Below are 24715 nucleotides of genomic sequence, written 5' to 3' on the forward strand. Positions count from 1 at the left end.
TCCCTAGATCTTTCGCGGCATGACGCGGGTGGCCACGGTGGCGATGACCCTCTGATACTTCGAACCGGTAACGCGTTGCAGCAGATCGAGCGCGATGGCATCGGCGCCGATGAGTACACGAGCCTTCCCCTTCTCCACACCCGCGAGAATGGTCTTTGCTGCTTTGTCCGGTGTGGTCTTGGCCAGCTTCGCATCGAAGAACTTCGCTACGGACGCTTGGTCGTAGTTCTCGGCGACGGTGGCATTGCGCGCGATAGCGGTCTTGATGCCGCCTGGATGCACAACGGTCATCTTCACCGGCGCCTTCGAGATGAGCAGTTCCATTCGAAGTGCCTCGCTGAAACCGCGGGCAGCGAATTTCGCAGCGTTGTACGCAGCCTGTGACGGCATCGCCAGAAGCCCGAAGAGGCTCGAGATGTTCACGATGTGTCCGTCACCGGAAGCTTGAATATGGGGAAGAAATGCTTTGGTGCCGTTGACAACTCCCCAGAAATCGACATCGACGATCCGCTCGATGTCCTTGAACGAGGAGCTGTCGACGTCACCGTGGTAAGCGATGCCCGCATTGTTGTAGATCTGGTTGATCTTCCCGAACCGGGCGGCGACGGCATCGGCGTAGTCGAGCACGGTCTCGCGCTGCGTGACGTCGAGGAAGTCGGACTTCACCTCCGCGCCGAGTGCCACCGCCTGACGAACAGTCTCTTGCAGCCCGTTCGCGTCGACGTCCGAAAGTGCGAGCTTGGCGCCGCGTTGGGCAAGGTTGAGAGCGAGTGCACGGCCGATCCCCGAACCTGCGCCGGTGACGACTGCTACCTTGCCGGTAAATCCGTTCGCTGACTTCGAACTCACTGTGTCACTACCTTGGTGTCGGTGTCGGCAAGGGTGCTGCCGAGAGCGCTGGGGAGGTCGGATGCTGCGGTACTGCGGTACGCAGCCAGGTCGAACTTTCTGGTGATCTTTCGGAATCGGAACGTGAAGTCCGGCCACAGCGTCGTGTTGTTGCCATGCTTGTCCAGGTACCAGCTGGCACAGCCACCGTTCATCCAGACGCTGTCGGCCATTCGGTCCTGTAGATCGGCGTTGTAGTCGTCCTGGACGTCCTTTCGAACCTCGATGACGCCGATGTCGTGCTTGTCGATCGTGTCGATGGCGTCGATGACATAGTTGAGCTGCGATTCGATCATGAAGACCATCGACGTGTGTCCCAAACCGGTATTCGGACCTACGAGGAAGAACATGTTGGGGAAGTTCGAGATGGCCGCACCCTTGTACCCTTGCTGACCTTCCTTTTCGAAGGTCTGTGCGAGCGACTCACCGTTCTTACCGTAGATGCCCTGGTAAGCAGGCGAATCCGTGACATGGAAACCGGTGGCCACGATCAGCGCATCGATCGGGCGTTCGGTTCCATCCGTGCTGACGATCGAGTGGGCGCGAACCTCGCGGATGCCGTCGGTGACGAGGTCGACGTTCGCGCGGTCCAGGGCAGGGTAGTACGTATTGGAGATGAGCATGCGCTTGCATCCGATACGGAAATTCGGGGTGACCTTCTTACGCAGGGACTTGTCCTTGATGCCCTTGGCGATCTGTCGCCGCGCAACCACTTCCAAAATTTTCATCAGCTTCGGCTGCTTGGCGAGGCCGAGGACCTGAGTCTCGCGAGCTGCGTAGATTCCAGTGCGCGAGAGGCGCTGGAATCCGGGAATGTGCTTGAACGCGAAGCGCTCGAACCTCGTGTAGGCGCGGTCGGCGCGAGGAAGAATCCAGGGCGCGGTTCGCTGATAGACGTCGAGATGCGACACCGTATCCGCAATGGCAGGGACAATCTGGATGGCAGAAGCGCCGGTTCCGATGACCGCGACGCGCTTGCCGTCGAGCTTCGCGTCGTGATTCCACTGCGCCGAATGGAAAATTTCACCCTCGAAGCTTTCGATTCCCTTGATGGGTGGAAGGTTCGGCTCGCACAGTGCGCCGACGGCAGGGACGACGATCTTGGCCGAGTATTCACCGGTGGTGGCGCTGACGTCCCACCGTGAAGTGTCTGCATTCCACCGGACCGAGGTGACGTCCGAACCGAACACGTGTCGGTCCATGACGCCGTACTTGCGAGCGACGGATTCGATGTACTTCTGGATTTCGGGCTGCGTGGAGAACGAGCGAGTCCACTCCGGATTGAGGGCGAACGAGTACGAGTACAGGTGCGAAGGAACATCGCACGCAGCTCCCGGGTAGGTGTTGTCGCGCCACGTCCCCCCGACGTCGCTTCCGCGTTCGAGGACGAGGAAGTTTCTCTTGCCCTCCTGCGTCAGCTTGATCGCAGCCCCGAGGCCTGCGAACCCGCTACCGATGATGACAGTGTCGACCTGGCGCGGCGTACTCACGCGCTCCGAAGTGTCCGTTACCGAGAGACTCATGTAAGCGAGCGTAGAAGCTTGTTGAGTGTGAGTCAACAGTTATTGACTGTCGATCAGTAGACTGATGTGATGGCCAGTGTGAAGCACGGAGCGCAGACTGCGAAACCGGCAGCAGGAAAGCGGACCCGCCTGAGTCCGGAAGATCGTCGAGCGCAGTTGATCGCACTCGGAACGGACATGCTCTCCGAACGTCCCCTCGAGCAGATTTCGGTCGAAGACATAGCCGATCAAGCAGGCGTTTCCCGCGGTCTTCTGTTCCACTACTTCGCCTCGAAACGGGACTTTCACCTCGCCATCGTCCGCGAGACCAGCAACACGATGCTCGAACGCACGGCGCCTGACACCAGCCTCGAACCGTTGGAACTCCTCCGCGAATCGGTGGCCAATTACGTCGACTACGTCACCGAGAATCGGGACACCTACATTTCGCTACTCCGCGGAACGGTAGGAGGAGACGCCGATATGCGAGAGGTGTTCGAGCAAACCCGGACCACCATGGCTGACCGAACCGTCACCCAGCTCCACAAACTCGATATCGAGCCCACGGCGACCATCCGCCTTGCCGTACGCGGCTGGATCGCGTTCGTCGAAGAAGCGACCATCTCCTGGCTCCGAGACCCCGAAGTAAGCCGCGAAGAAGTCATCGCGCTCAACGTCGCCGCCCTGCCTGCGGTGGCGCTCACACCTGACATGATCACTGCGCTGTTCGGAGCGGACGTCGAGTAGTTTTTGCCGCTGTGAACCTTCGCTCGAATGGCACTCCGAAACCGCCCTGATCGTATGAGTGGACCATTGAAGCGATGGGGTGGGCGCATACAGTCCCACAACGCCGAATGGCGCACCCGGTCGCTCGAAAGTGACCGAATGCGCCATCAGGCGTGAAGTGAACTACTCGCCGACGCCCGAGAAGGCCTCGTCGATGATTTCGAGCTGCTCGACGGCGTGCACCTTGCTCGAACCCGAGGAAGGTGCCGACATCGCACGACGCGAAACCCGCTTGATGCCGCTGAGAACGTCCGGCATCAATTCTGGGAACGCCAGACCGAAGAACGGCCACGCACCCTGGTTCGCAGGCTCCTCTTGGACCCAGCGGAACTCGGTTGCGTTGGGGTAACTGTTGATCGCTTCGGTGATCCGGTGGACCGGGACCGGGTAGAGCTGTTCGATCCGGACGATCGCCACATCTTCGCGGTTGTCCTTCTGCTTGCGTGCGAGAAGCTCGTAGTAGAGCTTGCCGCTCACCATCAGGACGCGCTTGACCTTGCTGCGATCACCGGTACCGGAGTCGTAGGTCGGCTCGTCGAACACGGAGTGGAACTTGCCGTCGGTGAAGTCCTCGATGTTGGACACCGCGGCCTTGTTCCTCAGCATCGACTTCGGTGTGAAGACGATCAGTGGGCGACGGATTCCGTCCCGTGCGTGGCGACGCAGGAGGTGGAAGTAGTTCGCCGGCGTGGACGGAACCGAGACGGTCATCGAACCCTCGGCGCAGAGCGTGAGGAAACGTTCGATTCGGCCCGAAGTGTGGTCCGGACCCTGTCCTTCGTGACCGTGCGGCAGCAGCAGCACGACGTCGGCCAGCTGTCCCCACTTCGCCTCACCGGAGGAGATGAACTCGTCGATGATGGACTGCGCGCCGTTGACGAAGTCGCCGAACTGCGCTTCCCACATGACGAGTGCATCGGGGTCACCAACGGAGTAGCCGTACTCGAAGCCGACGGCTGCGAATTCGCTCAGTGCGGAGTCGTAGACCATGAACTTGCCGGGATTCTCGCTGCCGATGTTGTGCAGCGGGGTGTACTCGGCGCCGGTCTTGCGGTCGATGATGACCGAGTGCCGCTGGGAGAACGTTCCGCGACGGGTGTCCTGGCCGGAGAAACGAACGTTGCGTCCCTCGTCGACGAGGCTACCGAGAGCCAGAAGCTCACCGAATGCCCAGTCGACCTTGCCTTCGTACGACATTTCGCGACGCTTTTCGAGTACCGGCTTGACGCGCGGGTGCACGCTGAAACCGTCCGGAACTTCGAGATGCGCGTCACCGATGCGGTGCAGAACCGATTTGTCGACCGCCGTCGTGAGCTTGGCGGGCAACTGCTGGTCGAGTTCGACCGACTCGCTGGGCTCCGGGGTGTACTTCTCGAGTTCGCGAACCTCGTTGAAGACGCGTTCGAGCTGGCCCTGGTAGTCGCGAAGCGCGTCCTCGGCCTCCTTGAGGGAGATGTCGCCACGGCCGATCAGCGATTCGGTGTAGCTCTTGCGAACGCTGCGCTTGGTGTCGATGAGGTCGTACATCGCCGGCTGGGTCATCGAAGGGTCGTCACCTTCGTTGTGTCCACGCCTGCGGTAGCAGATCATGTCGATGACGACGTCCTTGTGGAACTTCTGCCGGAAGTCGACGGCGAGATGCGCAACGCGTACGCAGGCTTCGGGGTCGTCTCCGTTGACGTGGAAGATCGGTGCGCCGATCATCTTCGCGACGTCGGTGCAGTACTCGGACGAGCGGGAGTGCTCAGGTGCGGTGGTGAAGCCGACCTGGTTGTTGACCACGATGTGCACGGTTCCGCCGGTCCGGTAGCCACGCAGAAGCGCAAGGTTCAGCGTTTCTGCAACGACGCCCTGGCCTGCGAACGCTGCGTCGCCGTGGAGCATCAGCGGTAGAACGGAGAATCCGCCTTCGCCTGCACCCTTGTCGAGCAGATCCTGCTTGGCGCGGACGAGCCCTTCGAGGACAGGGTCGACTGCTTCGAGATGAGACGGGTTCGCGGTGAGCGAGACCTTGATGTCGTTTTCGCCGAACATCTGGATGTACGTGCCCTCGGCACCGAGGTGGTACTTCACATCGCCCGAGCCATGTGCGGCTGCGGGGTTCATGTTGCCCTCGAACTCGGTGAAGATTTTCGAGTACGGCTTACCCACGATATTGGCGAGGACGTTGAGACGACCGCGGTGCGGCATGCCGATGACGACCTCGTCGAGTGCATACTCTGCACTCTGGTCGATGACCGCATCCATCATGGGGATGACGGATTCGGCGCCTTCGAGCGAGAAGCGCTTCTGGCCGACGTACTTCGTCTGCAGGAACGTCTCGAATGCCTCGGCTGCATTGAGCTTGCTCAATGTGTACTTCTGCTGCGCCACGGTCGGTTTGACGAGTGTCGTCTCGACGCGGTCCTGAAGCCAGGCGACCTGATCCGTCTCGAGGATGTGGGTGTATTCCACACCTACGTGGCGGCAGTAGGAGTCACGTAGGACGCTGAGTACGTCGCGAAGACGCATCTTGTCCTTGCCGTGGAATCCGCCGACCTTGAACTCGCGATCGAGGTCCCACAGCGTGAGGTCGTGGCTGATGACATCGAGATCCGGGTGCATCCGGAACTTGTCCTTGGTGAACTGCAGCGGATCGGTGTCGGCCATCAGGTGACCGCGGTTGCGGTACGCGGCGATCAGTTCGAGAACGCGAGTGTTCTTGTCGACCGTTCCCTCGGGCAGATCCTTGCGCCAGCGAATCGGCTCGTACGGGATCTTGAGCGAGTGGAACAGTTCGTCGTAGAACTCGTCACTGATCAGCAAGTTGTGGATCGTGCGAAGGAAGTCGCCAGATTCCGCACCCTGGATGATCCGGTGGTCGTACGTCGAGGTGAGGGTCATCAGCTTGCCGACGCCCAGCTCGGCGAGGCGCTCGTCGCTCGCGCCCTGGAACTCCGCGGGGTATTCCATCGCGCCGGCACCGATGATCGTTCCCTGGCCATTCATCAGGCGCGGAACCGAGTGCACGGTTCCGATGCCACCGGGGTTGGTCAGCGAGATCGTGACGCCTTGGAAGTCCTCGCCCGTCAGTTTGCCGTCACGCGCACGACGGACTACGTCCTCGTATGCGTTGTAGAACTGGGCGAAGGTGTGATCCTGTGTGCCCTTGATCGCGGCGACGACGAGGGTGCGGTTGCCGTCCTTGCCGGGTAGGTCGATGGCAAGACCAAGGTTGGTCGCACTGGGTGTGACCGCGTTCGGCTTGCCGTCGATCTCGGCGAAGTGGGTGTTCATGGTCGGGAACGACTTGATTGCCTGGACGATCGCAAATCCGAGGATGTGCGTGAACGAAATCTTGCCGCCGCGTGTACGCGCGAGATGGTTGTTGATCACCAACCGGTTGTCGACCATGAGCTTCGCCGGAATCGCGCGAACGCTGGTCGCTGTCGGGATCTGCAGAGAAGCCGTCATATTTCGCGCGACGGCTGCTGCAGCTCCGCGAAGAATTTTGTTGGTCGGTTCGCCGGCGTCGCTCGTGGACGCAGTAGCGGGCTTTGCGGCAGCAGCGGTCAAGGTTCCACCTGCGGCTTTCGACGTCGCGGGCTTAGAGGTCGGCGCAGGCTTGACTGCGGCGGCCTTGGGCGATTCGGTTTTCACCGGTGCACTCCGGGGAGCTGGAGCGGTGCCGTTCGATCCGGAAGCACCCGTCGCGGATGCGTTGCTCTTCGAAGCAGCGGCGCTGCTGGAGGCGGGCTTCGCTGTACTGCCATTCGGGACAGACGCAGTGTCACCTGCCGGAGCGTCCGGGTCGTAATCGGTGAGGAATTCGTGCCAGCTCGCGTCCACAGACGCTGGGTCTTCCTTGAATCGCTGGTACATCTCGTCGACCAGCCATTGGTTTTGTCCGAATTGGGTAGTAGAGCTGCTGCTCACGGCAGTAGTTCGCCTCGTCTCTTCTCTTCGTTCCCGATCAACGCGCGTACATAGCCAGGCTAACCCGCTCCCGGTACGTGCGAGCGCCCGGGACGGAGCTGTGATAAGTACTCACGAGTAACTATCGGCTTCATTGCTGATGACTCCTCGGTCTATCGGTTTATTCCCTCCGCGTGTTTCGGCCGCATTCCACAGCTGTGTGTAGAAGCCTCCGTGAGCGCGTAATCGATCGTGTGTACCTACCTCGACGATACGTCCGGAGTTCACGACGACGATCATGTCGGCGCGTGCCGCAGTCGCCAGCCGGTGCGCCACGACGACAGAGGTCCGCTTGCGGAGCACGGCGTCACTCGCCGTGAGAACTATGCGCTCGGTAGCCGGGTCGAGCGTGGCTGTCGCCTCGTCGAGGAGCAACAGGTCGGGGTCGACCAATTCGGCTCTGGCCAGCGCGATCAGCTGTCTTTGGCCGGCGGACAAGCCTTGTCCGCGCTCACCGACCGGCTGGTACATGCCACCGCGAAGTCCGGCGATGATGTCCAAAGCCCCGACCGCGCGGGCGGCGGATTCGATGTCGGCACGGCTCGCATCGGGGCGTCCGAAGGCGATGTTGCTTGCTACATCGCCGGTGAAAAGGTGCGCTTCCTGCGGTACGACTCCGAGTCGGCGACGGTATTCGGAGAGTCGGTATCGACGCAGATCGGTGCCTCCCACACGAACCGAACCTGACGTCGGATCGTAGAAACGGGCGAGCAATTTGATGACCGTCGACTTGCCGGCGCCGGTTTGGCCGACGAGTGCAACTGTGGTTCCCAGGGGGATTGTGAGATTGACCTCAGTGAGTGCATCGGTCTCGGCGCCTGCGTAGCGAAAGCTCACATTGTCGAGATGAATATCGCTGCGCAACTGACCGCCCTCGATCGGGACGGTGTCGGTGTCCGAGCCGGCCTCGATGGAACTCGGCGTTCGCAACAGGTCGCCGATCCGGCTCACACCCACACTGGCCTGTTGGTAACCGTCGAAAACCTGGGACAGCTGCTGGATCGGTCCGAAGAGGAGACCGAGGTAGAGCACGAACGCGACGAATGTGCCTGCCGAAGTCGAACCGGTCGCGACCTGATGAGCCCCGACGAAGACGACGAAGGCCAATGCCACGTCCGAGAGCAGAGTGATGAAAGGGAAGAACACCGAGATCGCGCGCTGAGAGCGCATCCGGCTCCGACGGTATCGATCGGCACGTTCGGCGAACTGCAGTGCGGCGAACTCTTCGCGACGATATGCCTGTGCGGACCGAAGCCCGGCTACGTTTTCCTGGAAGTCGGCGTTGACGGTCGAGATTCGCTCGCGGGATTGGGAGTACGCGACGGCGGAGACCTTGCGGAAGATGATCGTCGCGAGTATCAGCGGTGGGACTACAGCGAGTGCGACGAGTCCAAGTGTCAGATCGGTGACCAGGAGTGCGGCAGCGATGCCGATCACGGTGAGCAGTGAGACGACGGCGGTGGATGCACCGGTCTGGATGAACGACGACAGTGCGTCCACGTCGGTCGTCATCCGAGTCATGATGCGGCCGGAGAGTTCGCGTTCGTAGTAGTCCAAGCCGAGTCTCTGGATGTGCGCGTAGCTCTTGACACGTAAACCGAACAGGACTCGTTCTCCGGCCCGTGCGGTGATCATGGTGGTCGCGGCGATGACGAACCATCCCACTGCTGCAAGTACGACGCCGAGTGCGCTCGCGGCCCACAGTGCACCCGCATTCCCACTGCTTACTCCGTCGTCGACGGCGAAACGCACGATCGACGGAAAAGCAATCGCCGACAATGAGTCGAGCGCCAGCAACACCACGACCGTGGCAAGTAGGAGTCGGACGGGCTTCAGTAGACGTGAGAGTCGAAATTGTGGGTCCGCGGCTCGTATCTCCGCATCGGAGGCATGCGGATCCTCGGTTGCCGGTGGTAACGCATCGACTGCAGCTTGCAGTTGCGGCGTCGATGCGACATGGCCGAGTGAGCCCGAAGTCGGTCCGCCCCTGCCCGCGGGTGGCGTGGAGGTGAGCGTGCGGCGGGAGGCTGAATCGACCGACTTTTCGAGTTCGGGCCACAGCATCGCCTCGGTCGGCGCGGCACTTCGTTCGCTGGTGGGTATGTCTCGAGGTCCTTCTCCGTCTGCGAGCAGCAGGCGGAACAGTGGGCAGCGCTCGTCCAATTCGGCGACCGTCCCGGAATCGATGATGCGGCCGTCGTCGAGTACTGCCACGCGGTCTGCCAGGGTCAGTGTCGAGCGTCGATGCGCGAGTATCAGGGTTGTTCTCTCACGCCCAGCGCGAAGCGCATCGAATATTGCTGCCTCGGTGGTTGCGTCGACTGCCGAAGTCGCATCGTCCAGGACGAGGATCCGCGGATCGGTCAGGAGTGCTCTGGCCAGTGCGATCCGTTGCCGCTGCCCACCGGACAGGGTGAGGCCGCGTTCGCCGACGACCGAGTCGTACCCGTCTGGCAAGGCATCGATGAACGAGGCTGCTTCGGCCAGAGTTGCCGCGCGAGTGATGTCCTCGGCAGTGGCGTCGGGTCGGCCGAGGGCGATATTCGCGGCAATGGTGTCCGAGAACAGAAACGGTTCGTCGAAGACGAGACCGACGGCGCCGCGGAGTTGCTCGGCGCTGATGTCGGCGACGTCGAATCTCCTCCCGTGCGACGTCAACGCAACCGAGCCGATTCGGGGGCTGTAGAAGCGCGGGAGCAGTAGCGACAGTGCGGTCTTTCCTGAGCCTGCGTGCCCGACTATCGCGACGCTTTCCCCTGGCGCGACCGTGAGATCGAAGTATCGAAGCACGTCGCGTTCTTCCTCGAAGCCGAAGGTCACTGCGGAGAGGTCCACTCCCAGTGGCCCGTCGGGGAGGTGGGTGGGGTGCTCGGGCTCGGGGACCGAAGGCTCGGTGTCGATGACCTCGTAGACGCGCTCGACGGCGGCTCGGGAGAGTTGCGCCATGATTATGACCGAGGACAGCGTGCGGGTTACCGCCGACAGCGTTGCCACGTACGTCGCGAAGGCGAGGAAGGTGCCGATAGTGATGTGGTCGGTCATGGCGAGGTAGCCGCCGAGTGCGATGACACCGACGAGTCCCAGTTGGGGGATTGCCGCCATCGACGGAGTGAATCGGGAGTTGATTCTGGCCGAGCGCATTCGTTCGGCGAAGAGTGTGCGGCTCAGGTTCTCGAGCAGGTCGACCGCTCGGGCTTCCTGCCCGAAACCTTTGACGACGCGCACTCCGGTCACGGTTTCCTCGACGTGCTGGGCAAGGTCGCCCGCTCGTTGTTGCGCCGACCATGTTGCCGCATACAGCGTGGGCCGAATGCGATGAACGACGATCGATACTGCAGGAACGATCAACAGTGCGACGGCGGTCAACAGTGGCGACAGATAGGCCATCACGACCAGGGCGAGGACGAACTGCAGCAATGCCCCGGCCGACAACGGCATCATCGCCAGCAACCCCTGAACGAGTTGCAGATCGGTGATGGTCCGCGAGACGACCTGCCCGGTTCTGATGTCGTCCTGTCGTCGACCGTCCAGGCGTTGCAGTGACGCGAGTAGACCGAGCCTCAGATCGTGTTGGACGTCGATCGACAGTCGGCCGGCCAGGAATCGTCGACCGAACTGGCAGCCGAACCGAACTACGCCGAGTGCACCGATCGCTATGGCGATGGCGCCGATTGTGCTGCCCTCGCCTGCACTTGCGCCGTCGATCGCGATGCGGGTGAGCAACGGGAACGAGATATCGATCACGGCGGCAATCATGGTGACGGCCAACGCACCCGCGGCTGTCCGGCGGTGAATCCAGCATTGAGCACCGAGACGGCGGATCCAGCCAGGGGATCCGGTCACCGATTGGTGGGCACTACCGATAGTCGACATCACGATCGAAGGTAGACCGTGCTACCGACACCCTCCTCAGCTGATGTCGCGTTCCCTGGTCCGCAGCCAGCCGGCACCCGCAACGGCGAGCCCCCACACCAGTAGGCCGAACGGCGCCACCGGCCAGGGCATGAAGAATTCGCTATCGATCTCGCCCACTCCGACCGTCGCAAGAGTGAGCGCCGATGGGGTCACCACCGAGATGTTGCCCAGGCCGATACCCGACACTATCGAGGTCGCAACGAGTTCGCCGATCGGATACCACGCGACGATGATGATCGCGGGCCAGGTCGGGGAGCCCATCAGTAGTCCGAGACCGGCCCCGATCAAGGACCAGACGACGACGGCGAACAACCCCATGGCAAGCATGCCGATCACCGCGCCTGACAGCACGAAAGGTTCACTCGAGAACAGCAACAGGCACACCAGGCTGACGATCTCGACCAGAAGGCCGTATCCGAGTGCGAACAGAGCGGTGACACCCAGCTTGGCGGCGATGACGCGGTCACGACTCGTCGAGGTCAGAAATGATGTGGTGATCGTGTCGTACCGGAATTCGGTGCCACCGTTCACCGCTCCGAACACCGCGACGAACATCATCGTGAACCCGAGGGCGACGTAGAGCCCCACGATTCCGAAGCCGCCCGACAATTCGAACTCGTAGTCGGAGGTGGAATTGGCTATCGACGCGGCGATCGCGCTGGCGCAGATCCCGACGAACACCGGTGGTATGGCCAGCGCCCACCAGAATTTGAGGGTTGTCACCTTGCGTATCTCGGAGGTGATCAACGTAGTCATCGTCGACCCCCGTCCCAGGGAGACGGGCCGGCGTCCGGTGCCCCGTGTTGCTGTTGCGGGCCATAACCGAGGGGAGGAGCGTAACCAGGGGGCTGTGGATGACCTGCGGGCTGGGGATAACCAGGAGGAGGTCCGTACCCAGACATTCCGATACTGCCCGCGGGCGTCGCGGTGTACTGCCCGGCAGTCATCGAAAGAAATACTTGTTCGAGGTCCACGTGCTCGTAAGAAGCACCGAAGACGGTCAACCCGGACTCCGACGCTATGCGCGTGACGGTGTCCGTATCGCTACCGGCGACGCCGAGCCGTCCGTCGGGAAGTAGTTGTGCGTTCGTGATTCCGTTGGATGCAAGTGCCAGGGCAAGAGCCGCCGGATCCGACACGGCAACGAGCGTTCGGCTCGGCCGCGAGGCACGAAGCTGATCGATCCCACCCTGATACATCAAGGCACCGCCGCTGATGATCACCAGATTGTCGACCGTCGCCTCGACCTCGCGGAGTAGGTGGCTGGAGATGAGTACGGTCCTTCCCCCTGCCGCGTAGGACTTCAGAAAGTCGCGGAGCCAGGCGATTCCCTCGGGGTCGAGCCCGTTGGCAGGCTCGTCGAGCACCAGAATCTCGGGATCGCCCAGGAGCGCCGTCGCCAAGGCGAGTCGCTGACGCATTCCGAGGGAGAATCCGCCGACCTGACGGTTGGTCGCGTCCGCGAGGCCGACGAGTCGGAGAACGTCGTCGGCGCGGCTGTCGGGCACACCGATCGACGCGGTGAAGATGCGAAGGTGGCCGGCCGCGGTGCGCTTGGGATGCAGACTGCGTGAATCGAGTACGGCACCGACGGCGCGAGCCGGGTGGCGCAGGGCAGAAAAGGGTGCACCGGCCACCAGGCCGACCCCGGCGCTCGGTTTCGCCAGGCCGAGCAGCATCCGCAGCGTCGTGGTCTTACCGGATCCGTTGGGGCCGAGAAATCCTGTGATGGATCCGCGTGGGACTACGAAGCTGAGGTCGGACACTGCGCGAATCGAGCCGAAGATCTTGGTGAGACCTTGCGCTTGCAGTGCGTGGACAGCGAAGCCGTTCGCCCCTGCGTAGCCGCCTGTCATGGATTCGATTCCCCCGGATCGTCGTACGTGAGCTACCGGGGTCGAGTGAACTTCCCGACCCCGGGTTCAGGCTACGACGTTCGCGGTTGCTCAGAGAAACGCGGCAGCAACTTCGCGATATACCGTGGACGGATCTGCCTGGTCCGGCAACGCATGCACGATGACGTGGGAGGCACCGGCGTCGATGTGTTGGCCGAGTCGCTGGGCGATCGCGGCCGCATCTCCATGGGCGACAAGGGCATCGATCAACCGGTCGCTGCCGCCGTCGCCGATCTCCTCTTTGGAGTATCCGAGGCGCTCGAGGTTGTTGGTGTAGTTCCGTAGGTGCAGGTACGGATTGTTCACCGGTGGCCGCCCGATGGCTCGGGCCTTTTCCGGATCGGTGTCGAGGACGACCTTGTGCTCGGGGGCGAGGACTTTGTCCGGTCCCAGAATCGCCCGAGCCTCAGCTGTATGTTCGGGAGTCGTCAGATAGGGGTGGGCTCCTGCGGTGCGGTCTGCGGACAGCTTCAACACCTTCGGTCCCAATGCTGCGAGTACCCGACGCCCGATGGGGACCCCGCCCTCGTCGAGGGCATCGAGATAGTCGACCAGAGCCTCGTACGGCTTCTGGTATTCCTGAGTTGCCTCCGGGTGCCCCGCGCCGATACCGAGCAGGAATCGTCCGGGGTGTTTCTTCTCGATGCGGTGGAACGATTCGGCGACCTCCGGTGCAGCTGCAGACCAGATATTGACGATTCCGGTCGCCACGACGATCGACTCGGTTGCATCGAGAACCTCCTCGGCCGAGGCGAGATCCGCAGGCGGGGAGCCGCCGAGCCAGATGGCGCCGTAGCCGGCTCCTTCGATCGTGTGGGCCAACTCGGGTGAGATCCCCGAATAGTGACGCCAGATGCCGATCGTGCCGAGCTCAGGTGTAGCGGTGTTGGTCATGTTCATGACCAACACCGCTACGTACGGCGGTAATTCCTGCGGACTTACTCGTCCGGTTCGATGATCCGGGTTTCCGGCCACGCGCGCGGGGCCGGTCCGAAAGCTTCGCGTGAATTCTTGATGACGCCTTTGCCGATCATGCGGTTGCCTGTTCCGCCGATCACCGCGCCGATTCCGGCAGGAAGAAGTTTGCCGAACAGTAGAGCACTTCGTTTGGCGAAATACTTGGAGACGAACTTCTTGGCGAGTGACTTGTTCATGTTGGTCATCGCGCCACCCGGAATTCGAGTGGTGACGAGCGATCCCCAGTTGCGTGCGCTGGTCCCGACGGTCTTCTGCACGATCTGCATTCCCGATTCGCCGAGCGCGACCGACAGGACGAGCGCACGTCGCTGCTGATGGTCGTGGACGGCGATACCGTGCACCGAGGCCACCGACAGAGTCAACAGCGCGGAAGATTCGATGAAGAATGCTGTCTCTGCACCGACTGCAGCAAGGGAAGCGACGGTCCCGATTGCGGGTACTGCGGCGGCGCCCCCCACCGCGCTTCCGCTCCCGGTCACTGCGAGCAGAAAGCGATTCTCCAGGCGTTCGATCAGCTGCGCGGGAGTGTCGTTCGGATGGGCTCGACGCATGTACCCGACGTACTTCTCGACGGCCGGTCCCTGGATCCTGCTGCCGTGGTCGAGGATCTTCACGAGCGCCTGTTCGAGACGCCCGCCCTCCTTGATCATCTCGACCTGATCCTTGTTCTTGTCCTTGCTCGCCATCCGCACTCCGATCGATGTGAATTCTTTGGTTTTCGGTCGCTGAGCGCTGGTACCCGTTCACATTCGGTTCTACCCTGCAGTGGTGGCCGGTGTATCCGAGGGCGCGCGCGGAACCCCGAGTGCTCGGCTGCGTCCGTATGTCGCGTCGTACAGCGGATATCGACTGTCGGGTTACGAGCCCGGTGAGCATATCGGGATGCCGAGTCCGTATCTGACTGTGATCATCGCCATCGGCCCGAAGCTCGAGATCGCGGATTCGCCGCGACAGGGTTCCTGCGCTTTCGAGACACTTGCCAGTGGTATCTCCGCCGTACCTGTCACCATCGCGCACGACGGCAACCAACACGGGATTCAGCTGTCGTTAACCCCCGCCGGTGCCCGTGCGCTGTTCGGGATTCCCACTGCCGCGCTCGGTGACTGGTTGGTCGACCTCGGCGACGTCATGTCAGGCGCGGGCGAGCTCCTCGATCGAGTCGCCGCGACCGAAGACTGGGACAGACGGTTCGACGTGGTCGACGAGATCTTGGTTCGCAATCTGGAAGAACGGCCCATCGATCCGACGCTCGCCGAGGCATGGCGGCAGTTGGTCGGGTCGGGTGGTTCGGCACGGGTGGGTGAGGTAGCCCAGAACGTTGGATGGAGCCGGCGACATCTGATCGACAAGTTCACCGCCGAGTTCGGGGTCGCGCCGAAGGACTCGGCCCGTATTTCGCGGTTCTACCGCTCACACCAGGCTCTGCGCCGGCCGTCGATACCCCTGTTGTCCGAAGTCGCTGCCGCCTGCGGCTATTACGACCAGGCGCACATGGCCCGCGAATGGCGCGAGTTCGCGGGCAAGTCTCCGTCGCAATGGCGTCGGGTGGAGGAGTTCGCATTCGTCCAAGACCACGACGGCAGTCCGAGCGCAGGATGAGGTCCATGACTGAAACATCGATGACTTCCAAGACTCGAACAACGACCTGGCCCACCCTGAACTACAACGACGCGCATGCCGCCATCAGGTACCTCGTCGACGTTCTCGGCTTCGTGGAGAAGGCCGTCTACGGCGAAGGCGACCGTGTCGACCATGCAGAACTGCGGTGGCCGACAGGAGGCGGCGTGATGCTCGGGAGCGTCCGCGAGGGCAGTGCTCTCGGCGGACTCCCCCCGGGAGTGGGGTCCGTCTACATCGTCACCGACGAACCCGACGCGATTCACGACCGCGTCGTGTCCGTAGGTGGCAACGTCACCCAGGGATTACGAGACGAGGACTACGGCAGTAGAGGGTTCACTTGCCGCGACCCCGAGGGCGTTTACTGGAGTTTCGGGACCTACGCCGGAACCCAATGATCGGCGGGCACCACTTCGTCGGCCTTGGGCGGCGAGGGGGCGGTGCCCTCGCCGAACGGTCGACCACCGAGTGATTCGCGTCCGTGCGGCTCCAACCAGCCGTGCAGATTCGGGCCCTTGGGCACGATGCCCGTCGGGTTGATATCGGTGTGCACGAGGTAGTAGTGCCGCTTGATGTGGTCGAAGTCGACTGTGTCGCCGAAGCCCGGTGTCTGGAACAGATCGCGCGCGTAATCCCACAGCACTGGGATCTCGCTGAGTTTGCTGCGGTTGCATTTGAAGTGGCCGTGGTAGACCGGATCGAACCGCACGAGCGTCGTGAACAGGCGGACGTCGGCTTCGGTGATGGTGTCGCCGACGAGGTAGCGCTGGCCGCTCAGACGTCCGGCGAGCCAGTCGAGGGCGGTGAACAGTCGGTCGTACGCATTGTCGTAGGCCTCTTGCGATCCGGCGAAACCACAGCGGTACACACCGTTGTTGACCTCGGTGAACACACGCTGGGCTACCTCGTCGATTTCGGTGCGCAGCGGCTCGGGATACAGATCCGGTGCGCCCGGGCGGTGGTACTGCTTCCATTCGGTGGACAAGTCGAGTGTGATCTGCGGGTAGTTGTTGGTAACGACCTCGCCGGTGGAGATCTCGACCATCGCGGGCACGGTGATGCCGCGCGGATAGTCGGGGAAGCGCGCGAAGTACGCCTCCTGCAAGCGCTCGATCTTCAGCACTGGATCGACGCCCCCGGGCTCCTCGTCGAAGTTCCAACTGCGCGGGTCGTGCGTAGGGCCGGGAATCGACAGCGACAGCACATCCTCGAGTCCGAGCAGACGACGAACGATGATCGATCGGTGCGCCCATGGGCAGGCTCTGGCGGCGACGAGTCGGTAGCGACCGGGCTCTACGGGATAGCCGTCGCGCCCGTCGGCGGTTATCCGCGTTTCGATGTAGTTGGTGTCTCTGTTGAATTCCTTGCCTGGTTCGACGTAGGTCATGGAGCCAACGTTACGTAGATGCGAGCTCGACGGAGGTGAACACGCCCCATTCCTCGTAGCCGAGACGTGAACCGAGCCTTCGGGCGGTCCCATTCTCCGCGCTTGTCTGCCACTGCGGGATCAGTCCCTCGTCTATCGCGTCGTTCGTTGCGAGCCGTGCGACGACCTGAGCGTTGCCGCGTCGGCGCGCGAGCGGTGCGGTCAGAACGCCTACGTCGGCGAGAATGCCTTCCCATTCGAGGTACGCCGCGCAGGACAGGGGCGCGGCGGACTCTGCCGGGCGATCGTCGGAGAGGAGTGTGAACCACGACCGCTTGCGTGTCAGATCTGCACTGAGCACGTCATCCGGCGCGCACAGGGCGTCCAGTGCAAGAACGTGCCCGAGGTCGTGGGAAATAAGTGGGTCGTGAAGATCGATTGTCGTGCCGATGTCGGCGGCATAGGACAAGACGATGGGTCCGCGACTGCGGCCGGATACCGAGGAATCCAGTAGCGAGAGAGTTCCACGCTCGGCCAGCTCGTCGTCGGATCGGTGTTCTGCGGCCTCCAACACCTGCTCCGGCCCCACTAGGGCGCTCGCGTCTCCGAGGCGCAGGAACGTGACCTCCGTCGCATCGGGGTATACCTGCAGATATCGGATGCCGGGCTTCATAGCCGCGTCGGGCAGTCCGAGGCGTCGGGACCAGGCGAGTCGGACGATGTCGTGATGATGGGAATCCACCGGGCCAAGGGTATCCGGGCCCACCAAAAAATAAGTTTTCAGACTTTTTTCACCCCGGCGTATCGCAAATGACAAATGAATGGCATGATCGGGAGTGAGATTGGAGCTTCGACGTGAAGGTCCAGCTCGCTACAGAAGGTTTACGGTATGACGCAGGGCAGTGTTAAGTGGTTCAACGGCGAAAAGGGCTTCGGCTTCATCGAGCAGGATGGTGGCGGACCTGACGTGTTCGTTCATTACTCCGAGATCCAGGGAACTGGCTTCAAGTCTCTCGACGAGGGTCAGCGCGTGGAGTTCGAGGTTGGACAGGGCCAGAAGGGCCCCCAGGCCACCGGCGTTCGCGCTATCTGATCCCCCTAAAGGATCGCCACCCGGAAATGCTGACGGCTTAAGCTGTCCGACTCCGAGTTTTCAAAGGCCGGATACAAGAAGAGAAATCTTCGAGTATCCGGCCTTTGTGCTGTGCGACCCCACCGCAGGTGAGTGGGAGTGCGGCCCATCAGGACGTACTCCCACTCGCGTGCGCGCTACAACCCGAGATCGCGCCCGATCAGTTCCTTCATGATCTCGTTCGATCCGGCCCAGATCTTGGTCACACGTGCGTCCTTCCATGCGCGAGCCGCTCGGTACTCGTTCATGAACCCGTAGCCGCCGTGCAACTGCACGCAGTGATCGAGGATCTCGTTCTGTACCTGCGAACTCCACCACTTTGCTTTCGCAGCATCGATGGCAGTGAGTTCACCGGCACCGTGAGCGACAATGCAGTTGTCGATATATGCCTGCGCCACATCGAGTTTCGTGGTCAGCTCGGCGAGTAGAAACTTGTTCCACTGAAGCGAACCGATCTGCTGACCGAAGGCCTTGCGGTCCTTGGCGTACTGCAGTGTCTCTTCGAGGATCGGCCGTGTGTGCCCAAGATTGGCAACCGAGCAGCTGATGCGCTCCTGGGGGAGAAGCTGCATCATGTGGATGAACCCGCCGTCGAATTCGCCGATCATATTGCTCGCGGGCACGCGAACATCTTCGAAGAAGAGTTCGGCGGTATCGGACTCGGGCTGGCCCACCTTGTCGAGCTTGCGTCCACGGGAGAACCCCACCGCGTCCTTCTCTACGGCGAACAAGGTGATGCCCTTCGCCTTTTTTTCAGGCGTGGTGCGGGTAGCGACGATCACCAGATCGGCACTGTTCCCGTTGGTGATGAACGTCTTGGATCCGTTGATGATGAAATCGTCACCATCCCTGACTGCGGTGGTCTTCAACGCGGCTAGGTCGGAGCCCCCGGAAGGCTCGGTCATCGCGATCGCGGTGAGCAACTCGCCGGTGCAGAACTTCGGCAGCCAACGCTGCTTCTGCTCCTCGGTCGTCAGTTTGACCAAATACGGTGCGACGATGTCGACGTGAATGCCGAAGCACGACGCCACTGCCGCGCTCGAGCGAGAGAGTTCCTCACCGAGGACGGCGTTGAATCGATAGTCCTCGGCGCCGCTACCACCGTATTCTTCTGGAACCTCGAGCCCCAGGAACCCGTTTCGGCCGGCTTCGAGCCAGATGTCGCGGTCGATGAAGCGTTGTTCGATCAGCTTCTCTTCGCGCGGGGTGATGGTACGGGTGACGAACTCGCGGACGGACTCGCGGAACGCGTCGTGGTCCGCGTCGAACAAACTGCGCTTCATGTATTCCTCCAAGTAAGGGCTCTCTCGGAAAATGTACCCGCTGGTAACTTCTGCTTCGGTGGCGATGTGGCACGCTGAACCACATGGCTGACCACCCCACTTCGCTAGTTCGATACTCCACCGACGCCGGCGCTGAGATTGCCGTCCTGACTTTCGATCACGGACCGCTCAATCTGTTCGATCAGGCGATGTTCGACGCCGTCGCCGCCGATGTAGCTGATCTGACTGCACGCCCGCCGCGCGCGGTGCTGCTGCGCGCCGAGGGCAAGGTCAATTCCGCAGGGGTGGATGTGAAGGTCTTCGAGGGCCTCACCGCGCAGCAGGGTGCACAGATGTGGCGTCAGCTTTTCGCTGACATCGCCCACCCGCTCGAGGCGCTGCCGTGCCCGGTCGTCTACGCCGCTCACGGTCTGACCCTGACCGCGGCATTCGAGATTTCCCTCGCCTGCGACATCATTCTCGCCGGACCGAAGGCAAGATTCGGCCTCGTCGAAACCGTCGTCGGGCTGACTCCGTCGATGGGCGGCCCGCAGCGCTTGGCCGAACGGGCCGGTTCGGGTCGCGCTCGCGAGCTCGTCATGACCGGAGATCTGTACGACGCGGAGACGATGCGCGAGTGGGGCGTCGTCAACGCCGTCCACACCGATGTCGACGCGGCTGCTCGTTCCCTGGTCGAGCGGTTGGCCGCCGGGCCGACGGTGGCTCACGCTGCCACGAAAAAGATTGTGGCAGCGTGGCGTTCGGGTGGTGTCGCGCATGCTGACGAGATCACGTCGGAGGTGTCGGGTGCGTTGTTCGAGACCGATGATCTACGCGGTGCGGTGAAGAGTTTTCTGGAGAACGGTCCTGGTAAGGCGATTTATTCGGGCAAGTAGTGTGGGGTGGATGAGTTTGCCTCTCGCTGAATTGCACATGCACATCGAGGGTTCGTTGGAGCCCGATCAGATTTTTCGGTTCGCGGAGCGTAACGGTATTCGGTTGCCGTATGCGGATATCGACGAGTTGCGTGGGTTGTACGAGTTCTCGGATCTGCAGTCGTTTCTCGATCTTTATTATGCGAATACCTCGGTGTTGCGTACTGCCGAGGATTTTGCCGATCTCGGGCGGGCGTATTTTGCGCGTGCCAAGGTTGCGGGTATCACGCATGCGGAGGTCTTTTTCGATCCTCAGGCACACACCAGCAGGGGTGTTGCGTTGGAGGCGGTGGTGGAGGGTTTGGCCGATGCTGCGGCGTCGAGCGAGCGGGAGTTCGGTGTCACGAGTGGTTTGATCGCTTCGATTCTGCGGGACAAGCCGGTCTTGCATGCCAACAAGTTGCTCGAGGATTTGCTGGCGATGAAGGCGCCGATCATCGGCCTCGGTCTCGATTCGGCGGAGGTGGGTTTTCCGCCTTCGTTGTTCGTGGATGTGTTCGCGCGTGCGCGGGCGGAAGGCTTGCATGTGGTTGCTCATGCGGGGGAGGAAGGTCCGGCCGAGTACATCTGGCAGGCGCTGGACTTGCTGGGTGCCGAACGTATCGATCATGGGGTTCGCTGCCTGGAAGACGAGGCGTTGGTGAATCGTCTTGTCGAAGAAGAAATTCCGTTGACTGTCTGTCCGTTTTCGAATGTTCGGCTCAAGGTTGTCGACACGCTTGCCGATCATCCGATTCGTCAGATGATCGAGAGGGGGCTCGTGGTCACCGTCAATTCGGATGATCCGGCTTACTTCGGCGGCTATGTGGACGACAACTTCGCGGCCTTGACCGATCAGGTCGGCTTGACCGAACGTGAGCGAGAGATTTTGTACGACAACTCGATTCGCGCGTCGTTCAGCTGACCGATACCGAGATCTTCGGGTATCCGGTTGCGCCGTCGGGAACGGTGTCGGCGGTGATGGACGTTTGGATGTCACCGTTCGCGTCGGTGGCTCGTGCACGAATGGTGTGAGTGCCCGGTGGCGCGTCCCATTCGAGAACCCATTGGCGCCAGGTGTCTTTCGAGTATTCCTCGGACAGCGTCGCGGGCATCCAGTTGCCTTCGTCGATCTGGACGTCGACTCCGGAAATTCCGAGGTACTGGTGCCAGGCGACGCCGGCGATCATGGTCTTTCCTGCCGGGACGGTTCCGCCGGAGCGGGGCGTGTCGATGCGTGAGGCGGTCTTGATCGGTCCGAGTTCGCCCCATCCCCGGTCGGTCCAGTATGCGGTGACCTTGTCGAATCGGGTCACCTCGAGGTCGGTGACCCATTTGGTGGCTGAGACGTAGCCGTAGAGTCCGGGCACCACCAATCTGGCTGGGTATCCGTGGCGGACGGGCAACGGTTGGCCGTTCATACCGACTGCGAGCAGGGCATCGCGGCCGTCGAGCAGCACCTCCAGTGGGGTTCCTGCGGTGAACGCATCGTGGCTCGAGGAGAGCACCATGTCGGCGCCGTCTTGGATCCCGGCTTCTTCGAGAAGATCTTTCAGCGGGTAACCGATCCAGGTGGCATTGCCGACCAGGTCGCCGCCGACGACGTTGGAGACGCAGGTCAGGGTCACGGTCTTCTCGACGGCTTCACGTTGCATCAGATCTTCGAAGGTGATCTCGAGTTCTCGCTCCACCATGCCGTGGATACGGAGTTTCCAGGTGTCCGAAGACACTTGCGGTAGCACCAGTGCGGTGTCTATTCGGTAGAAGTCCTCGTTCGGGGTGATGTAGGACGCCAAGCCATCGATGTTCATCGTCGCGTTCAGATCGGCGCCGGGAGGGATCGGGGTTTGTGGTTTCGGTGTCGGAAGCATAAATGCGAGGCGGTTGGCCGTGACGTTGCGGGCTTGACCGATCATCCGGCCTGCGGTTCCGGCAACGACTGCGACAGCACCCGCAGCAACGGCAAGGCCGAGGAAACTCCGTCTGCTCATACCTTGTGCCGGCTCGGGTGATTCGGAGGCGCGGATCAGCGCGTTCAACGCCACGATCCCGACGGCGACTCCCGCGACGGTCGGGATGGCGTCGAGTACGTTGTTTCCGCTGCGAGTCAGCGCTGCAATCACCCCGACGGCGCCGAGTCCAGCGAACAGCACGGCGCCGCGCGGAGCGCGCATGATGCCCGCGAGGGCTGCGAGCGCGGCGATGATCAGTGACATCCCGACGAAGAGGGCCGTTTTGTCGGAGGTGCCGAAGGTGTCGATCGCCCATTCGCGGACTGCTTCGGGGGTGTTGTCGACCACCGCCGAGCCCACGGCATAGAACGGAGAGGAGTTCGGGCCGAAGGGAACCGAGACGAGTTCGCCGACGCCGAGAATCACTCCTGCCGCAAGGAGACCGGATAGTGCACGCTTCAACATCACTCCACGATAAGCGGTGCTCTCGCCGGACCCGGGTCTCCGGCCCGCGTCTACTTGCGTAACCGCTGCTGAAGGTACTCGTTGTCGAACAACCTGTCCGGATCGAACTTGTCACGGATGTCGCAGAAGTCGTCGAAGTGCTCGTACGTTCCGGCGAACTCCTCCGCCTGAAGCGAGTTCAGCTTCCCCCAGTGCGGCCTGCCACCGACACTGCGCGCAATCGCTTCGACCGCGTCGAAATACTCGCGATGGTCCACGCGGTGATATTGATGGACGGCGATGTAGGCGGTATCTCGCCCGTAGGCGGTCGAGAGCCAGATGTCGTCCCCCGCCGCGAACCGCACCTCTATGGGAAACGCGACCGTGACGGTAGAAGACTCCAGCCATCGATCGATTTCGCGCAACACATACGTGGTCGATTCTGCCGGTATCGCGTACTCCATTTCGCGGAACCTGACGGTGCGGGAGGACGCGAACACGCGATAGCTACGGTCGGTGAACTCGCGAGCAGACAGCGCCCGTGCAGAGAACATGTTGATGCGCGGAGTCGCACGGGGAAACCTGGTTACTGCTCGATTGACGACCTCGAAGACCGTGTTGGACAACAACTCGTCGTCGATGTAGGCCCGCACCGATCCGAGTGGGGACAGAGGCGTATCAGCCGGTAGCCGCGTGTTCCGCTTGGTCAGCACCCGATCGGTGTGCGGAAACCAATAGAACTCGAAGTGGTCGACGCCGGAGACGGACTCGTCCAGGTGCGCAAGCGTTCCGTCGAGCGTCGCCGGTGCCTCGACTGCATGCAGCGCAAAGGCAGGCTCGCAGGCCAAGGTCACCTTGGTGATGATGCCGAGCGCACCGAGTCCGACACGGGCAGCGTCGAACAGGTCGGTTTCGAACATCGCCGAACAGTTGATCAGCTGCCCATCGGCGGTGAGTATTTCGAGGGCGCGAACCTGTGTGGCGAGGCCACCGAACCGTGCGCCGGTCCCGTGAGTACCCGTCGAGATTGCTCCCGCCACGGATTGAGAGTCGATGTCGCCGAGATTGGTCATCGCCAGTCCGAGGTCCCACAGACGAGCCGTAAGTTCCCGCAATCGAGTGCCTGCGAGCACGGTCACCAAGGTGGAGCCGTCGGCCTCAGGGACAACAGATTCGATTCCGTAGAGCATGTCGAGACTGACCTGTACTCCGTCTGTCACGGCAATCGAGGTGAACGAATGGCCGGCACCGACGCATTTGACGCGAAGACCACTCTCGGCTGCGCGTAGGACCACCGATCTCAGCTCGTCGATCGTTCGCGGTGTCAGGTACTCCGCCGGACGCGCGGTCTGATTCCCGGCCCAATTTTTCCATGTATGCCCCGTCATGGCATAACTATGGATCGCAGGTCCGACACGGTCAATTTTTCCGGCGTATTACTCTGTCTGGGCCTACTATCGTGGGCATGCAGACCCAGTTGTCGGCAGATGCGCGCCGCGAGCAGTTGGTGGCATATGCGGTGCAACGAGCCGAGCACGTAGGCCTCGAGGCGTTGACCGTTCGCGGCGTCGCCGAAGAAGCGGGCGTGACCCAGGCTGCTGTCTACTACTGGTTCAAGTCGAAGGAAGCGCTCGTCATTGCCATGGGGGAGCGGCTGATCGCCGAGGTGACCGGCGCGTTGCACGGCGCATTCGAACGAGCGGTGGATGCGCGCGACCTCACCGGTGTTCGCGGACTACGCGAATTGGTGCACAGTGGCCTGAGCGGTATCTGGCCGGTCATCGAGCAGTCCGCGGACCGGCAACTGCTGTCCTACGAGATCAAGACGTACCTCCTGCGCCACCGCGCACTCGGTTCGGAACAGGCAGCCCAGATCGCCACCGGTCAGTACGCTATCCGCGACACCGAAGCCCTAGCATTCTTCGAGCGCTGCGCCGCTCATACCGGTATCCGATGGCTGGAGCCAACTGACGCAGTGGCACGGTTCGGCATGGCTGTCATCGACGGTATGGTCCTGCGTTGGCTGGTGGATCGAGATGAGATGACAGTGATTGCGCAGCTCGATGAACTGTCTGCTCTGATAGCAGCCAAGGCCGTCGATCTGTGACGG

General features: G+C 62.1%; 20 protein-coding genes. 7 read left to right on the forward strand and 13 right to left on the reverse strand.

Going from position 1 to position 24715, the window contains the following annotated elements; genetic code table 11:
• Positions 1-3: 3 nt before the first annotated feature.
• Both H2510_RS09365 and H2510_RS09370 read right to left on the reverse strand, forming a co-directional pair.
• Positions 4-849: an SDR family oxidoreductase gene (locus H2510_RS09365; protein WP_186628058.1), complete on the reverse strand. Its 846-nt coding sequence runs from the start codon at positions 847-849 to the stop codon at positions 4-6.
• Positions 846-2411: an NAD(P)/FAD-dependent oxidoreductase gene (locus H2510_RS09370; protein ID WP_186628059.1), complete on the reverse strand. Its 1566-nt coding sequence runs from the start codon at positions 2409-2411 to the stop codon at positions 846-848. The genes H2510_RS09365 and H2510_RS09370 overlap by 4 nt, the downstream gene beginning before the upstream one ends.
• A gap of 69 nt (positions 2412-2480) precedes the next feature.
• On the opposite strand from H2510_RS09370, the gene H2510_RS09375 reads away from it, so the two are divergent.
• Complete coding sequence (locus tag H2510_RS09375) at positions 2481-3137, forward strand: TetR/AcrR family transcriptional regulator (RefSeq protein ID WP_186628060.1); 657 nt, start codon at positions 2481-2483, stop codon at positions 3135-3137.
• A 162-nt stretch (positions 3138-3299) separates the two neighbouring features.
• On the opposite strand, the gene H2510_RS09380 is transcribed toward H2510_RS09375, so the two are convergent.
• The 6 genes from H2510_RS09380 to H2510_RS09405 all read right to left on the reverse strand — a co-directional run bounded on the left by H2510_RS09380 (position 3300) and on the right by H2510_RS09405 (position 14568).
• Positions 3300-7091 (reverse strand): multifunctional oxoglutarate decarboxylase/oxoglutarate dehydrogenase thiamine pyrophosphate-binding subunit/dihydrolipoyllysine-residue succinyltransferase subunit, encoded by a 3792-nt coding sequence (locus H2510_RS09380; protein ID WP_186628061.1) that lies wholly within the window; start codon positions 7089-7091, stop codon positions 3300-3302.
• Positions 7092-7202: 111 nt separating this feature from the next.
• On the reverse strand, positions 7203-11003 hold the full coding sequence (locus H2510_RS09385; RefSeq protein ID WP_186628062.1) for an ABC transporter ATP-binding protein: 3801 nt from the start codon (positions 11001-11003) through the stop codon (positions 7203-7205).
• Positions 11004-11039: 36 nt separating this feature from the next.
• Positions 11040-11801, reverse strand: a complete 762-nt coding sequence (locus H2510_RS09390) for an ABC transporter permease (RefSeq protein ID WP_186628063.1) — start codon at positions 11799-11801, stop codon at positions 11040-11042.
• Entirely contained in the window at positions 11798-12901 is a 1104-nt protein-coding gene (locus H2510_RS09395; protein WP_186628064.1) for an ABC transporter ATP-binding protein, read from the reverse strand. Before H2510_RS09395 ends, H2510_RS09390 begins: the two co-directional genes overlap by 4 nt.
• A gap of 90 nt (positions 12902-12991) precedes the next feature.
• Positions 12992-13840 (reverse strand): LLM class F420-dependent oxidoreductase, encoded by an 849-nt coding sequence (locus H2510_RS09400; protein WP_397517341.1) that lies wholly within the window; start codon positions 13838-13840, stop codon positions 12992-12994.
• A 38-nt stretch (positions 13841-13878) separates the two neighbouring features.
• The gene (locus tag H2510_RS09405; protein ID WP_179142246.1) at positions 13879-14568 is read right to left on the reverse strand and encodes a hypothetical protein; all 690 of its coding nucleotides are present in this window, start codon (positions 14566-14568) and stop codon (positions 13879-13881) included.
• Positions 14569-14686: 118 nt separating this feature from the next.
• On the opposite strand from H2510_RS09405, the gene H2510_RS09410 reads away from it, so the two are divergent.
• Both H2510_RS09410 and H2510_RS09415 read left to right on the forward strand, forming a co-directional pair.
• A complete protein-coding gene (locus H2510_RS09410) occupies positions 14687-15517 on the forward strand; it encodes an AraC family transcriptional regulator (protein ID WP_315901307.1) in 831 nt (276 codons plus the stop codon).
• Positions 15518-15537: 20 nt separating this feature from the next.
• Positions 15538-15933 carry a VOC family protein gene (locus tag H2510_RS09415; protein WP_186628142.1) on the forward strand — a complete coding sequence of 132 codons (396 nt, stop codon included), beginning with the start codon at positions 15538-15540 and terminating at the stop codon, positions 15931-15933.
• Here the strand turns inward: H2510_RS09415 and H2510_RS09420 are convergent.
• On the reverse strand, positions 15915-16922 hold the full coding sequence (locus H2510_RS09420; RefSeq protein ID WP_186628066.1) for a glutathione S-transferase family protein: 1008 nt from the start codon (positions 16920-16922) through the stop codon (positions 15915-15917). The genes H2510_RS09415 and H2510_RS09420 overlap by 19 nt on opposite strands.
• Before the next feature lie 10 nt (positions 16923-16932).
• Positions 16933-17643: a GNAT family N-acetyltransferase gene (locus tag H2510_RS09425; RefSeq protein WP_186628067.1), complete on the reverse strand. Its 711-nt coding sequence runs from the start codon at positions 17641-17643 to the stop codon at positions 16933-16935.
• A 147-nt stretch (positions 17644-17790) separates the two neighbouring features.
• Between H2510_RS09425 and H2510_RS09430 the strand changes: the two genes are divergently transcribed.
• Positions 17791-17994: a cold-shock protein gene (locus H2510_RS09430; protein ID WP_068369974.1), complete on the forward strand. Its 204-nt coding sequence runs from the start codon at positions 17791-17793 to the stop codon at positions 17992-17994.
• A gap of 176 nt (positions 17995-18170) precedes the next feature.
• Here H2510_RS09430 and H2510_RS09435 read toward each other — a convergent pair whose 3' ends face one another.
• Positions 18171-19316, reverse strand: a complete 1146-nt coding sequence (locus H2510_RS09435; protein ID WP_186628068.1) for an acyl-CoA dehydrogenase family protein — start codon at positions 19314-19316, stop codon at positions 18171-18173.
• Positions 19317-19399: 83 nt separating this feature from the next.
• Here H2510_RS09435 and H2510_RS09440 point away from each other — a divergent pair, with 83 nt between their 5' ends.
• Together H2510_RS09440 and H2510_RS09445 are read left to right on the forward strand one after the other, a co-directional pair.
• Positions 19400-20191, forward strand: coding sequence for an enoyl-CoA hydratase/isomerase family protein (locus H2510_RS09440; RefSeq protein ID WP_186628069.1), 792 nt, complete (start codon positions 19400-19402; stop codon positions 20189-20191).
• Positions 20192-20201: 10 nt separating this feature from the next.
• The gene (locus H2510_RS09445; protein WP_186628070.1) at positions 20202-21134 is read left to right on the forward strand and encodes an adenosine deaminase; all 933 of its coding nucleotides are present in this window, start codon (positions 20202-20204) and stop codon (positions 21132-21134) included.
• On the opposite strand, the gene H2510_RS09450 is transcribed toward H2510_RS09445, so the two are convergent.
• Positions 21127-22626 (reverse strand): molybdopterin-dependent oxidoreductase, encoded by a 1500-nt coding sequence (locus H2510_RS09450; RefSeq protein ID WP_186628071.1) that lies wholly within the window; start codon positions 22624-22626, stop codon positions 21127-21129. The genes H2510_RS09445 and H2510_RS09450 overlap by 8 nt on opposite strands.
• Positions 22627-22676: 50 nt before the next feature.
• A complete protein-coding gene (locus H2510_RS09455; protein ID WP_186628072.1) occupies positions 22677-23993 on the reverse strand; it encodes a D-arabinono-1,4-lactone oxidase in 1317 nt (438 codons plus the stop codon).
• Positions 23994-24070: 77 nt separating this feature from the next.
• Between H2510_RS09455 and H2510_RS09460 the strand changes: the two genes are divergently transcribed.
• Positions 24071-24712, forward strand: a complete 642-nt coding sequence (locus tag H2510_RS09460) for a TetR/AcrR family transcriptional regulator (protein WP_186628073.1) — start codon at positions 24071-24073, stop codon at positions 24710-24712.
• Positions 24713-24715 lie beyond the last annotated feature (3 nt).

The sequence above is a fragment of the Rhodococcus sp. BP22 genome (assembly GCF_014281965.1).
Lineage (GTDB): Bacteria > Actinomycetota > Actinomycetes > Mycobacteriales > Mycobacteriaceae > Rhodococcoides.